The organism is Streptomyces sp. SID8374, from assembly GCF_009865135.1.
Taxonomy (GTDB): Bacteria; Actinomycetota; Actinomycetes; order Streptomycetales; family Streptomycetaceae; genus Streptomyces.
In genome coordinates this window covers 1,801,717-1,814,933 of record NZ_WWGH01000002.1, presented here as the reverse complement: position 1 = coordinate 1,814,933, position 13,217 = coordinate 1,801,717, and the positions used below count along the sequence as shown (strand labels likewise).

The 13,217-nt window shown below is 71.2% G+C and carries 11 protein-coding genes and 1 tRNA gene; 5 read left to right on the top strand and 7 right to left on the bottom strand.

What is annotated here, in order from left to right:
* Positions 1 to 90: 90 nt before the first annotated feature.
* Positions 91 to 1,224, bottom strand: coding sequence for an NADH:flavin oxidoreductase (locus GTY67_RS31385; RefSeq protein WP_343238795.1), 1,134 nt, complete (start codon positions 1,222 to 1,224; stop codon positions 91 to 93).
* A gap of 193 nt (positions 1,225 to 1,417) precedes the next feature.
* Positions 1,418 to 1,491 (bottom strand) — tRNA-Pro (locus tag GTY67_RS31380).
* A gap of 127 nt (positions 1,492 to 1,618) precedes the next feature.
* On the opposite strand from GTY67_RS31380, the gene GTY67_RS31375 reads away from it, so the two are divergent.
* Positions 1,619 to 2,338 carry a thiamine pyrophosphate-dependent enzyme gene (locus tag GTY67_RS31375; RefSeq protein WP_161281265.1) on the top strand — a complete coding sequence of 240 codons (720 nt, stop codon included), beginning with the start codon at positions 1,619 to 1,621 and terminating at the stop codon, positions 2,336 to 2,338.
* A 65-nt stretch (positions 2,339 to 2,403) separates the two neighbouring features.
* Positions 2,404 to 3,306 (top strand): transketolase, encoded by a 903-nt coding sequence (locus tag GTY67_RS31370; RefSeq protein WP_161281264.1) that lies wholly within the window; start codon positions 2,404 to 2,406, stop codon positions 3,304 to 3,306.
* 36 nt (positions 3,307 to 3,342) lie between these two features.
* Here the strand turns inward: GTY67_RS31370 and GTY67_RS31365 are convergent, their stop codons facing one another.
* Positions 3,343 to 3,726 (bottom strand): MmcQ/YjbR family DNA-binding protein, encoded by a 384-nt coding sequence (locus GTY67_RS31365; RefSeq protein WP_161281263.1) that lies wholly within the window; start codon positions 3,724 to 3,726, stop codon positions 3,343 to 3,345.
* 247 nt (positions 3,727 to 3,973) lie between these two features.
* Between GTY67_RS31365 and GTY67_RS31360 the strand changes: the two genes are divergently transcribed.
* Both GTY67_RS31360 and GTY67_RS31355 read left to right on the top strand, forming a co-directional pair.
* Positions 3,974 to 7,474: a ThuA domain-containing protein gene (locus GTY67_RS31360; protein ID WP_161281262.1), complete on the top strand. Its 3,501-nt coding sequence runs from the start codon at positions 3,974 to 3,976 to the stop codon at positions 7,472 to 7,474.
* A gap of 143 nt (positions 7,475 to 7,617) precedes the next feature.
* Entirely contained in the window at positions 7,618 to 8,346 is a 729-nt protein-coding gene (locus tag GTY67_RS31355; protein WP_161281656.1) for a sugar phosphate isomerase/epimerase, read from the top strand.
* Positions 8,347 to 8,441: 95 nt separating this feature from the next.
* Here the strand turns inward: GTY67_RS31355 and GTY67_RS31350 are convergent, their stop codons facing one another.
* Positions 8,442 to 9,392 carry an NAD-dependent epimerase/dehydratase family protein gene (locus GTY67_RS31350; RefSeq protein ID WP_161281261.1) on the bottom strand — a complete coding sequence of 317 codons (951 nt, stop codon included), beginning with the start codon at positions 9,390 to 9,392 and terminating at the stop codon, positions 8,442 to 8,444.
* Between the two features lie 163 nt (positions 9,393 to 9,555).
* Here GTY67_RS31350 and GTY67_RS31345 point away from each other — a divergent pair, with 163 nt between their 5' ends.
* Positions 9,556 to 10,290, top strand: coding sequence for a TetR/AcrR family transcriptional regulator (locus GTY67_RS31345; protein ID WP_161281260.1), 735 nt, complete (start codon positions 9,556 to 9,558; stop codon positions 10,288 to 10,290).
* A gap of 158 nt (positions 10,291 to 10,448) precedes the next feature.
* Here the strand turns inward: GTY67_RS31345 and GTY67_RS31340 are convergent, their stop codons facing one another.
* The 3 genes from GTY67_RS31340 to GTY67_RS31330 are packed head-to-tail and all read right to left on the bottom strand — an operon-like array spanning position 10,449 to position 13,207.
* A complete protein-coding gene (locus GTY67_RS31340; RefSeq protein WP_161281259.1) occupies positions 10,449 to 11,270 on the bottom strand; it encodes an ABC transporter ATP-binding protein in 822 nt (273 codons plus the stop codon).
* 5 nt (positions 11,271 to 11,275) lie between these two features.
* Complete coding sequence (locus GTY67_RS31335) at positions 11,276 to 12,295, bottom strand: ABC transporter substrate-binding protein (protein WP_093689145.1); 1,020 nt, start codon at positions 12,293 to 12,295, stop codon at positions 11,276 to 11,278.
* A 48-nt stretch (positions 12,296 to 12,343) separates the two neighbouring features.
* Positions 12,344 to 13,207 carry an ABC transporter permease gene (locus GTY67_RS31330; RefSeq protein ID WP_093689143.1) on the bottom strand — a complete coding sequence of 288 codons (864 nt, stop codon included), beginning with the start codon at positions 13,205 to 13,207 and terminating at the stop codon, positions 12,344 to 12,346.
* Positions 13,208 to 13,217 lie beyond the last annotated feature (10 nt).

Here is a 13,217-nt window from a genome sequence, read left to right as displayed (position 1 = left end):
GGGTCGTGACGGGCCGGTGAATGCGGGCGGTACGGCCCGCCAAAGGCGGGTCCGCGTCCGCCCGCCGTCGCCGAGCCCGTCACACCCCGCTCAGCGCAGCGTCTTCAGCATCTCCGCGTCGAACGGCGTGATGTCCCCGGTCCGTCCGCCCAGGGTCTTGGCCGCCCACTCCGGGTCGGCGATCAGCGCGCGGCCGACGGCGACCAGGTCGAACTCGTCGCGCTCCATGCGGTCCAGGAGCTGGTCGACGCCGGTGACGGCCGAGCCGTTGCCCGCGAAGGCGCTGAAGAAGTCGCCGTCCAGGCCGACCGAGCCGACCGTGACCGTCGGCCTGCCGCTGATCTTCTTCACCCAGCCGGCGAGGTTCAGATCGGAACCGTCGAACTCCGGGAGCCAGTAGCGGCGGGTGGAGGCGTGGAAGACGTCGACGCCCGCCTCGGCCAACGGCGTGAGCAGGGCGTCCAGTTCGGCGGGCGTCTGCGCGAGCTTGGCCTCGTAAGCGTTCATCTTCCACTGGGACATGCGGAAGAAGATCGGGAACGAGTCGGAGACCGCGGCCCGGCAGGCCGCGACGATCTCGGCGGCGAACCGGGTGCGGGCGACCAGGTCGCCGCCGTAGGCGTCGGTACGGCGGTTGCTGCCGGCCCACAGGAACTGGTCGATCAAGTAGCCGTGGGCTCCGTGCAGTTCGACGCCGTCGAAGCCGAGGCGCTCGGCGGCGGCCGCCCCGTCGGCGAACGCGGCGATGACGTCGTCGAGGTCCTGCCGCGTCATCGCGCGCCCCTTGGGCTCGCCGGCCAGATCGACGCCGGAGGGGCCGACCGGCTCGGCGTCCGCCACCGGGGGCGCGCCCTCGGTGCGGGTGACGCCCACGTGCCACAGCTGCGGGATGATCGTGCCGCCCGCCCCGTGCACGGAGTCCACCACATCGGCCCAGCCTGCCAACGCGTCCTCGCCGTGGAAGCGCGGGACCCGGTCGCTGGTCCCGGCGGAGTCATGGCCGATGTAGGTGCCCTCGGTGATGATCAGCCCCACACCGCCCGCGGCCCGCCGGGCGTAGTAGTCCGCCACGTCCCGGCCGGGGACGCCGTCCGGGGAGAACTGCCTGGTCATGGGGGCCATGGCGATCCGGTTGGGCGAGGTGAGCCCGCGGACCGCGAAGGGGCGGGAGAGCGCGGCGGCCGCGCGGCCGGTTCCGGGGGCGGTCACATCGAGGTCGGTCACATCAAGTCCTGTTCATCGGCTGGATCATGCGTCACCCCTCGCCAACGTCCCGGCGCACTCAGGGCATTCCGGCCTCACCCCGATGTGGCCCAGGACTCCCCGAAGGCGGTAACGGGATCGAACAGCCCCCGGAAACGGTCAAGGGCCGGTTCGGATTTCTCCGAACCGGCCCTTGATCCACGACTCTCACGAGTCGGGACGACAGGATTTGAACCTGCGACCCCTTGACCCCCAGTCAAGTGCGCTACCAAGCTGCGCCACGTCCCGGTGCCCGTCTGACCTGGGGTTTCCCCTGGCCGAACGCGCATGAGAACAATACCGCACTCGAGCAGGTGGTCACGAACCGCTTTCCGCGCTTGACCTCAACCTTGGTTGATGTTGAACGCTCGGTGTCATGACGAACACGACCGCCGCACCGGTACGCGGCCTCCGCCACTCCCCCGACTTCCACGACCTCGGCCGCCTGATCTCCCTGATGACCGGCGCCGAGAAGCATGCCCCCGCCGCACACTCCACGACGGACGTGCTGTGGGTGCTCTACAACAGGGTGCTGCGTGTGACGCCCGCCACCGCCGACGACCCCGGGCGCGACCGCTTCCTCCTCTCCAAGGGGCACGGTCCCATGGCCTACTACGCCGTCCTGGCGGCCCACGGGTTCTTCGACGAGGAGTTGCTGCGCGGCTTCGGAACGTACGGTTCGCCGCTCGGCCACCACCCGGACCGGCTGCTCGTCCCGGGTGCGGAGATCGGCAGCGGCTCGCTGGGGCACGGACTGCCGCTGGCCGTCGGGACCGCCCTCGGGCTCCGGGCCCAGGGGCTCACCGATCCCCGGGTCTGGGTGCTGGTCGGCGACGCCGAGCTGGACGAGGGCAGCAACCACGAGGCCATCGCCCACGCCGGGCCGGCCGGCCTGGAGCAGCTCCACACGGTGGTGATCGACAACGCCTCCGCCACCCACGGCTGGCCCGGCGGCATCGCCTCCCGGTTCGAGGCCGCCGGGTGGTCGGCGGCGACGGTGGACGGCCGCGACCACGACGCCCTGTACGCGGCGTTCACGGCGCCCCACCCCGGCCGGCCCCGGGCCGTGGTCGCCCGGGTCGAACCCAAGGCCTGACCCGCCCCCGTAGATCCGCAGCCCAGGCCGGTCCGCGACCGGCCGATTCCCAGGAGGACCCCTTCATGGACACCATGCGTGACCGCTTCATCGCCACCACCTCGCAGCTCCTGGCCGAGGAGCCCCGGCTGGCCGTCGTGCTCGCCGACATCAGCGCCGACGGCTTCGCACCCGCCCGGCGGGCCCACCCGGACCGGGTGATCAACGTCGGCATCAGGGAGCAGTTGCTCATCGGAGCCGGGGCCGGGATGGCGCTCACCGGGATGCGGCCGATCGTGCACACCTTCGCCAGCTTCCTGGTGGAGCGGCCGTTCGAGCAGGTCAAGCTGGACTTCGGCCACCAGGGGGTGGGCGGGATCCTGGTCAGCGCCGGGGGCTCGTACGACTGGCCCGCCGGGGGCTTCACCCATATGGCGCCGGGCGATGTGGCGCTCCTGGACACGCTGGACGGCTGGACGGTCCATGTGCCGGGCCACCCCGACGAGGCCGAGGCGCTGCTGCGGGGGGCGGTGGACGGGGATGACCGTGTGTACGTACGCCTCTCCCTCCAGGCGAACCGGGAGGCGCGGCCGGTGGGCGGTGACGGCGGCTTCTCCGTCGTACGTGAGGGACGGGGCGGGACCGTCGTCGCGGTCGGCCCGATGCTGGACGACGTCCTCGCGGCGACCGGGGGGCTGGATGTGAGCGTGCTGTACGCGAGCACCGTGCGGCCGTTCGACGCGGCGGGCCTGCGCCGCGCCGTGGGCGCCGGTCCGGGTGCCGATGTGGTGATCGTGGAGCCCTATCTGGCGGGCACTTCGACGGCCCGGGCGAACGAGGCGCTCGTGGAGCTGCCGCACCGGGTCCTCGGCCTGGGGGTGGGGCGCGCCGAGCTCCGGCGGTACGGGCAGATGGAGGAGCACCTGGCGGCGCACGGGCTGGACGCGCGGGGGCTGCGGGAGCGGATCACCGGGTTTCTGCCGGGGTGAGGCGGGCGGAAACCGGACGGGCGGCGGCAGCCGCCCTCACCCCTCGCCCGGCCCCTCCAGCTCCGGATGCGCGGCCAGCAGCCGGCGTGGGGCGACCTGGCGCCAGGCGTCCGTGAGGATGGCGGCGAGCTCCCCCGCGTCCTCCAGGGCGGCCAGCCGGACCCGGAGCCAGGCGTAGTTGTCGTCGTGGCCCTCCTTGAGGAAGAACTTCTCGGGCTCGGTGGCGATCAGCTCGTCCCGGTCCTCCTTGGGGCACTTCACCCCCATCGCCGTGTCGTCGTCGCCCAGCGAGGCGAAGATCTTGCCCGCCACCCGGAACGTGGGCCGGCCCCACGCGAGCTTCTCGGCGGTGTCGGGCAGGGACAGCGCGGCCGAGCGGACGTCGGCTGCGGTGAGGGGGGCCTTGCTCCTGGCGGTCATTCCCGGTGCTCCGATCGCTTGCGCCCCGGCGGCCGTTGCCGGGATTCGACCGTAACGCCCGGACCGGGATTCGGCCGTAGCGCCCGGGACCGGCATCCGCCCCCGGCCGGAAGCCCCGTCGCACCCGGACCGGTGGGCCCCGCAGACCCATTGACCCCGTCGGAGCGGTGAACCTACGCTGAGCGGCGTACTTCAGAAAGCGCTTTCTACACCCCACAGTCGGCATCTACCGCACAGGGAGCGCCCCATGAAACGCCCTTCGTTACGCCGGGCCGGCCGCGTCGGCCGTTCCCCCGGCGCCCCGTCCCCCCTCGTCGCCGTCACCTCGCTTTTGGCGCTGGTCCTGGCTCTGCTGGTGGCGGCGCCGCCGGAGGCGCGGGCGGCGGCCCCGTACCGGGTGCTCGTCTACTCCGAGGTCACGAACTTCGCCCATGACTCCATTCCGGCCGGGATCGAGGCGGTGGAGAAGCTCGGGGCCGAGCACGGCTTCGAGGTGGAGGCGACCGAGGACTCCGCCGTCTTCAACGACACCGATCTCGGCCGCTTCCAGGCCGTCGTCTTCAACAACACCAACTCCACGCCGGAGAAGGGTGACTTGCTGACCGCCGACGAACGCGCCGCGTTCCAGCGGTTCATCCGCGCGGGCGGCGGCTGGGTGGGCGTGCACGCCGCGTCCGCCAGTGAGCGGGACTGGGACTGGTACGAGGGCCTGGTCGGCGCGATCTTCGACCAGCACCCCGAGGTCCAGACGGGCCGGGTCAAGGTCCTGGACCGCGCCCACCCCTCCACCGAGCATCTGCCGGACCTCTGGGAGCGGACGGAGGAGTGGTACAACTGGCGCTCCAATCCGACCTCCAAGGTGCACACGCTCGCCCAGATCAAGGTGCGCGACGGGGTCACCGGCCTCGACGAGGGCGTGGACCACCCGTGGTCCTGGTGCCAGAACTACGACGGCGGGCGTTCCTGGTTCACCGCGGGCGGGCACGACAAGGCGGCCTTCCAGGAGGAGGCCTTCGTCCAGCACCTCCTCGGCGGCATCCAGTGGGCGGCGGGCGCGGCGGAGGGCGACTGCACCGCGACCCGTACCGGTTCGTTCCAGCGTACGGCGCTCGCGACGAGCGATCTGGCGGACCCGTTCGAGCTGGCGATCGCCCCCGACCGGCGGGTCTTCTTCGCCCAGCGGACCGGGAAGCTGAAGGTGATCGACCAGGAGACGATGAAGGTGTCGACCGCGCTGGACTTCGCGTACACGCCGGAGATGACCAGCCAGTCCGACGGCCTGCTGGGGCTGGCCCTGGACCCGGGGTTCGCGGAGAACAACTGGCTCTATCTGCTCCACTCCGACAAGGTCGAGAAACGGCTGAACCTGTCGCGCTTCACCGTGGACGGCAACACCGTCGACCCGGCTTCCGAGAAGCGGCTGCTGACCGTTCCGACGCTGCGCGGCGAGGGGCGGGCCAACTCGCACATGGCCGGTTCGCTCGCCTTCGACAAGGACGGCAACCTGTACGCGGCGACCGGCGACAACACCGACCCGTTCGCCTCGGACGGCTTCACCCCCATCGACGAGACCGAGGGGCGGCGCGCCTGGGACGCGCAGATGACCGCGGGCAACACGAACGACCTGCGGGGAAAGATCCTGCGGATCACGCCGCAGGACGACGGGACGTACACCGTTCCGGAGGGGAACCTCTTCGCCCCGGGAACGGAGAAGACGCGTGCGGAGATCTACGCGATGGGGATGCGCAACCCGTTCCGGATCACCACCGATCCGCTCAGCGGGGCGCTGATGGTCGCGGACTACGGTCCGGACGCGCGGGAGGCGGTGGCGGACCGGGGGCCCGAGGGGACCGTCGAGTTCACCCGTATCACCGAGGCGGGGAACTTCGGGTGGCCGTACTGCATCGGGAACAACACCCCTTTCAACGACTACGACTTCGCGGCGAAGAAGTCCGGCCCGAAGTTCGACTGCGCCGCACTGGTCAACGACTCGCCGAACAACACCGGGCTGCGTGAACTGCCGCCCGCCCAGCCCGCCACGGTCTGGTACGCGTACTCCGCCTCGGCCGAGTTCCCGGAGCTGGGCACCGGGGGCGGCGGGCCGATGGCCGGTCCGGTCTACGCCTACGACCCGAACAACACCTACCGGACCAAGTTCCCGGCCTACTTCGAAGGGAAGGCGTTCAACTACGAGTTGACCCGGCAGTGGTTCAAGACGTTCTCGTTCCAGAGCGAGGACCAGAGCTTCACCGACCCCCGGTTCGACCCGGTGCAGGCTGGTGACCTCCACTCCATCAACGGCATCTTCGAGGACATGGAGTGGAACCAGCCCTTCGACGCGGACTTCGGTCCCGACGGGGCGCTGTACGTCATCGACTTCGGGCTCGGCAGCGGGACCGGGCGGGGCGGCGGCAACGAGGGTGCGGGCATCTACCGGATCGACTACGTGGGTGACGGCCGGCTGCCCGACGCCAGGCTCTCCGTCGACCGGGACAGCGGCCCGGCCCCGCTCACGGTGGAGTTCTCCAGCGAGGGATCAGGGCTGCCCGGCGACCAACCGGTCACCTATGCCTGGGACTTCGACGGGGACGGCACCACGGACTCGACCGAGGCCAACCCTTCGCACACGTACACCGCCAAGGGGCTCCACACGGCCCGCCTCACCGTCACGGGACCCGACGAGCTGACGGCACTGGCGGTACAGGACATCACCGTGGGCAACACCCGGCCCGAGGTGACCATCCAACAGCCGCCGGACGGCGGGACGTTCAGCTTCGGCGACACCATCCCCTTCACGGTCGAGGTGACCGACGAGGAGGACGGGCAGAGCGGTCCGATCGACTGCTCGCGGGTCGTGGTGCAGTCGCAGCTCGGCCATGACACCCATCTGCATCCGCTGGACAACTACACCGGCTGCACAGGGGAGATCGTCACGGACGCGGGCGACAGCCACGGTCCGGGACAGAACCTCTACTACGGGATCACCGCCCAGTACGAGGACAAGGGCGCCCCGGACGCCCCCGCGCTGACCGGTTCCACCTCACTGACCCTGCGCACCTCCTACCGCGAGGCCGAGCACTTCACCGCGACAGGTGGCCGCAACGGCGGTGCGGAGGTGGGTAGTCGGGCCGACGCTTCGGGCGGGAAGCGGCTGATCGAGATCGAGGACGGCGACTGGGTCACCTTCGATCCGGTGCACCTGAAGGGGGTCGACTCCGTGACGGTCGGGGCGTCGTCGGGCGGGCTCGGCGGCACGGTGGAGTTCCGGGCCGGCTCCCCCACCGGCGAGCTGCTCGGTTCGGTGACCGTTCCGAACACCGGCGGCTGGGAGAGGCTGGTCTCACCGACGACGGAGCTGAAGGACCCCGGCTCCACGACCACGCTGTACGCGGTCTTCACCAACCCGGAGTGGAGCGCCGACAAGGCCGACCTGCTCTCGGTCGACTGGCTGCACTTCAACGGGCCGGGCGTGGAGAAGGCGGGCGGTACGGAGGTGGCGGTGAAGGCCGAACCGGCTTCCGGTACAGCCCCGTTGACCGTGGCGCTGAGCAGCACGGTCGCACCGGCGGAAGGCCGGACGATCACCTCGTACCACTGGGACTTCGGCGACAACGTGAAGGCGGCCGGGCCCGAAGGTGCGACAGCGACCCACCGTTACGAGCGCAAGGGCGCCTACACCGCGCATCTGACGGTCACCGACGACAAGGGCGACACGACCACCGGTGCCGTGCGCATCGACGTGAAGTGAGGGGCGGAGAGCGCGTGAAGAGCACACGAAGAGCCTTTCTCGGTACGGCGGTCGGTGCGGCCGCCGCCGTCGGCATCGGCGCCGCACCGGCTTCGGCGGCCGGACGGCGGGGCTGCCGGCGCATCCCGCCGTCCGGGATCGGGATGCACCTGTACACGATGCGGACACCGCTCGCGGCGGACTTCGCGGGGACGCTGGAGCAGCTCGCCGAGATCGGGTACGCCACGGTCGGGGTCAGCGGCCGCCACGGCAACTCCCCAGCCGCGATACGGCAGATGCTGGACAGAGTGCGACTCAAGGCCGTCCTGGAACACGTCGGCTACGACATCGTGACCGGCTCCGGACTCCCGCAGGCCCTGGAGGACGTCCACACCCTCGGCGGCAGGTGGATCGTGGTGCCGAGCCTGCCGGGGTCCCTGCACTCCCCGGCCGGATACCGGGAAGTGGCACGGCAGTTCAACCGGGCGGGGCTCGCCGCCCGGGAGTCCGGGCTGAAGCTGCTCTACCACAACCACGGCGGCGACCATGAAGTGGTGGACGGGGTCAGCCTGTACGACATCCTCCTCGCCGAGACCGATCCTGAGCTGGTCGGCTTCGAGCTGGATGTGTACTGGGCCGCCAAGGGGGGCTCCTCCGCCCCCGGCGAGCTGTTCGTCCGGCATCCCGGGCGGTTCCCGGCGCTCCATGTGAAGGACATGGCACCGAACGGGGACTTCGCGGACGTCGGGTCGGGGGTGCTGGACTTCCCCGATATGTTCCACACCGCGCGGCAGGGCGGGGTGCGGCAGTGGCTGGTGGAGCATGACGCCCCGGCGGACCCGTTCGCCTCGGCCCGGACCAGTTATCGGTATCTGTCGAGGCTGCGCTACTGACGGCGGCCGCGGAGCGGTGGTGGGTGCGGTCCGGCCCCGGGTGTGCGGTTCTGCGCCCGGGGCCGGACCACGGGCCCGGCCGGGCCGGAACGCGCTCAGCGCTGCGCGGTGAGGAGTTCGCCGTACCAGGCGAGGGTGGCACCGACTGCCTCCTCCAGCGGGGTGGGGGTGAGTCCGAAGGCCTTCTCGATGGCCGAGGAGTCGAGGATCTGCGCCTCGGTGTGCTGGTAGAACATCTCCGCGTACTCCGCCATGAAGGTTTCGTCGAAGGGGCCGAAAGGGCGGGGCTCGGGGATCACGGTCAGCTCCAGCGGGCGGCCGGTGCGCTCCTCGACGAGGGCGAGGATCTGGCGGGTGGTGCGCGCCGGGGCGGTGGGCAGGTGCCAGACCCGGCCGTCGCCCTCCGGGCGCTCCCCGAGGGTGGCGAGGCCGGTGGCGACATCCTCGATGTACGTGTAGCTGTGCGGCAGGTCGATGTCGCCGAGAGCGGGCACCGGCTGCCCGGTGAGGGCGGCGGGGAAGACGGCGCCGCCGAGCGTGGAGTTGAGGACCCCGGGCCCGACGAAGTCGGCGGAGCGGCCGAGGACGACGGAGAGCCGGCCCTCGCGGTGGGCGGCGAGGTAGCGGGCGTCGAGGTCGGCGCGCATCCGGCCCTTGCGGGTGGTCGCGTTCCACGGCGACTCCTCGGTCATCACCGCGCCGTGCGTCTCGCCGTACGGGTAGAGCGTGTCCAGGACGACGAGCCGGGCGCCCTCCCGCTCGGCCGCGCCGAGCACCGCCTCCTGGATCTTCGGCATGACCTCCACCTGGAGGTGGTAGCCGACGTTGACGCAGTGGTACACGACGGCGGCTCCGGCCACGGCCGCCCGGGCCCCCTCGGCGGTGGCGACATCGGCGGCGTACCGCTGGACGCCCTCGATCTCCGGTCCGCCGCCCGACCGGTCGACGAGCCGGACCGGGTGGCCCCGGCGGACCAGCTCCGTGGCCAGGGCCGTACCGGCGGGTCCGGAGCCGAGGACGGTGTGGAGAGCGGGTGCGGTGGTCATGGTGTGCCCCTTCGGGATGGGTCCGCCCGGGCAGCGCTGCCAGCACACCGCCAGAACAGTTCGTCACTTCTGTTAGAGACCATAACTCTCGCGATAGCTCATCGCAATAGCGCTTGTTAGACTCTGTAACGGAAGCGAGCTCGGCCGGCGAGAGGGGACCGTGATGGACCGGGCCCAGCAGGGGCCGCGCGCCCGGTACCGGGAGCAGACCCGCGCGGAGATCAAGGACGTGGCGCTGCGGCAGCTCGCCGAAGGCGGCGGCACCGCCCTCGCGCTGACGCGGATCGCCAAGGAGATGGGCCTCTCCGGCCCCGCCCTCTACCGCTACTTCACCAGCCGCGACGATCTGCTCAACGCCCTGATCAGGGACGCGTACGACGATGCGGCGGCCGCGATGGCCCGGGCCGCGGTCCGCTCGGCCAAGGGCTCTCGGGGCGTACGCGGTCGGCTGCACGACCTGGCCGAGGCGTACCGCGCCTGGGCGATCGCCGAGCCCCACCGCTATCTGCTGATCCAGGGCGCCCCCGTGCCCGGCTATGTGGCCCCGGCCGACACATTGGAGCGGGCCCGCGCGGTGCTGGGCCCGTTCCTGCCGCTCTTCGCCACCGGGAACCCCGGACCCGCGGTGGCGTCCACGGTGGACGAGATGACCGCCTGGCTCGCGGCGGACGGCACGGTGGGGGCGTGGGTGGCCCGGTACGCACCGGAGGCGGCGGGCGCTCCGGCCGGGGAGCCCCGCGCGGCCTCGGCGCTGGCGGGCGCGGTGCTGGCCTGGACCCAGCTGCACGGCTCGGTGAGCCTGGAGGTGGCCGGTCAGTTCGCCGGGATGGCGCACCGGGGCGGCACGCTGCTGGGCGCCCACATGGAGATGCTGGCGGACGCGTTCGGGCTGGAGTGAGGGAGGGGCGGGCGCCCGCCGTACGCCTCAACGATGGGCCCGCCCCCGTACGCCTCGTCGATGAGCGCGCCCGTACGCCTCCGATGGGCGCGCCCCTGTGCGCCTCACACCATGGGCCCGCCCCCTGTGCGCCTCATCCGGCAAGCGCACCCCGCCCCTCAGTCCTGCGCCGACACCGCCCCCAGCAGGTCCCGGATGTGGGCCGCGGCCGCGCGGAACTCCGGGCGGCCCAGCGTCTCGCTGTAGTCGCGCTCGGCGGGCAGCCCCACCTCGATGATCTCCGTGATGGTGCCGGGACGCGGGCTCATCACCACCACCCGGTCGGCCAGATAGACGGCCTCCGAGATCGAGTGGGTGACCAGCAGCACCGTGGTGCCGGTGGACCGCCAGATCCGGTTCAGCTCGGTGTTCATCTGCTCGCGGGTCAGGGCGTCCAGCGCGCCGAACGGCTCGTCCATCAGCAGGACGGGCGGTTCGTGGAGCAACGCCCGGCAGAGCGCGACCCGTTGCTGCATCCCGCCGGAGAGCTCGTGCGGGTAGGCGTCCTCGAACCCGGTCAGCCCCGTCATCCGGATCAGCTCGTCGGCACGTCCGCGCGCTTGTGCCGCCGGCATCCGGCGGATCTCGGCCTGGAGCAGGATGTTGCGCAGCGCGGAGCGCCACTCCAGCAGGGCCGCGCGCTGGAAGACGTAACCGATGTCGTGGCGCGGCCCGTCGACCCGCTCGCCACCGAGCAGGACCTCGCCCGAGGAGGCCGTGAGCAGCCCGGCGACCAGCTTCAGCAGCGTGGACTTGCCGCACCCCGACGGGCCGACGATGGCGACGAACTCGCCCGGCGCCACATCCAGCGAGACCTCGCTGAGCGCCGTGACATCGCGCTTCTTGCTGCGGAACCGGACGGCCACGTCAGCCAGTTGGACCGCCGCAGCACCAACACCCTTGGACGGCAAGGGCACTGTGGTCGTCTGCTCCTTCGACATCGCCGTCATCCCTTCAACGCCGTCTTCGTGTCCCAGTAGTCGGCCACGGCCTTCGGCGAGGCCACCATGCCCGCCTCGGCGAACACATCGATCGTCTGCTGCCAGTCGGCCTCGGTGTTGACGCCGGGTGCCTTGCCCTCGGTGGCCTCCGTGTGCAGCAGGGTGAGCGTCGTGGCGAACTGCTCCGACAGGACGGTCTTCGGCGGCAGTTGTTCGGACGCGCCCTCCATCGCCTCGATCGCCGGCCCCGGCTCCTTCGCCGCTGCCGCCCACGCCTCGCTGACCGCCCGCACCATGCGCTCGGCCAGCTCCGGCTTGGCGGTGAGGATCTTCTGCCCGGCGAGGAGCCCGTTGGAGTAGAAGTTCAGGCCGTGTTCGGAGAACCGGAGGTACGAGACCGGCTTCTTGGCCTTGTCCTGCATGGTGGGCCCCTGGTCACTGGCGTAACCGAGCAGCCCGTCGGTCTTCCCGGAGATCACGGCGGCGATCTTGCCCGCCGGGTCGGTGTTCTGGACCTTGACGTCGGACTCGCCGATGCCGTTCTTCTTCAGGAAGATCGGGAAGGTCTTGGAGAGCGCGTCCCCGGCGGTCCCGGCGATCGTGCGGCCCTTGAGGTCGCCGGGCGCGTCGATGCCCTTCGCGTCGAAGGACTGCACGGAGGCGGGCGTGGTCTGGAGGAAGACACCGAGGCTCTTGACCTTGACGCCCTGGTCCACCCCCGCGAGCAGCGCCGGGGTGTCCGCCCAGCCGAAGTCGGTCTGCCCGGCGGCGGTCGCCTGGACGGTCTTCTGCGAGCCCTGGCCCGCCCGGACGTCCAGGTCGATGCCGTGCTTCTCGAAGATCTTCTGCTGCTTTCCGTAGTAGAACGGGGCGTGTTCGCCGTACGGATACCAGTTGAGCGTCAGCGTGACCCGGTCCAGCTTCTTTCCGGAGTCGCTGGTGGTGGTCGACGCATCGTTGCCGCCGCAGGCGGTCGCCACCAGGACGAGGGGTACGGCACCGATCAGGAGTCTGCGCGCGTGCATGGGCTTGCCCTTCTCGCAACGGGTCGGTACGTGGGGCGACGTGAGCGGTCAGTACGTGGTGGTCGCCGAGGTCTCCCGGCGGCTGGCGTGCCACGGCAGCAGCAGCTTCTCGGCGATCTCGACGACGACGAAGAGCACGACGCCGATCAGCGACATCACCAGCAGTCCGGCGAAGAGCATCGGGGTGTCGAGGTTGCCGTTGGCCTGGAGGATGACGAAGCCCAGGCCTTCGTTCGCCCCGACGAACTCGCCCACCACGGCACCGGTCACGGCGAGGGTGACGGCGACCTTGAGGCCCGAGAACAGGTGCGGGAGCGAGGCCGGGAAGCGGATCTTCAGGAAGGTCTGCCAGGGCTTCGCGCCCATCGTGGCGGAGAGTTGGAGCATCTCCGGGTCGACGGCCTTGAGCCCGGTGACCATCGAGATCACCACCGGGAAGAAGGCGATGAGGACGGCGATGAGGATCTTGGGCGCGATGCCGAAGCCGAGCCACACCACGAAGAGCGGGGCGATGGCGATCTTCGGCACCACCTGGGCGAAGAGGAGGATGGGGTAGAGCGTGCGCTCCACGGTGGAGGAGTACACCATCACCACCGCCGCGAACACCCCGACGGCGACCGCGATGACGAAGCCGAGGAGCGTCTCGTACGTCGTCACCCAGCTGTGCTCCCAGAGGTAACCCGCCTTGCCCGTAAGGACGTCGAGGGTCGCGCCGGGCGACGGTACGAGATACGGCTCCACCAGCTCGGCCGCCGCGATCACCCACCAGAGCGCGAAGCAGGCCAGCAGCAGCGCCACGGGCCGCCAGCTCTGTTCCGCGGCCCGGGCCAGCCGCTCCCCCGCCGTGGGGCCGGCCCGGCGGGCGACCCCCGCCGGCTCTGCGGGCCTCTTGGCCAACGCGCTCTCACTCACGGTGAACTCC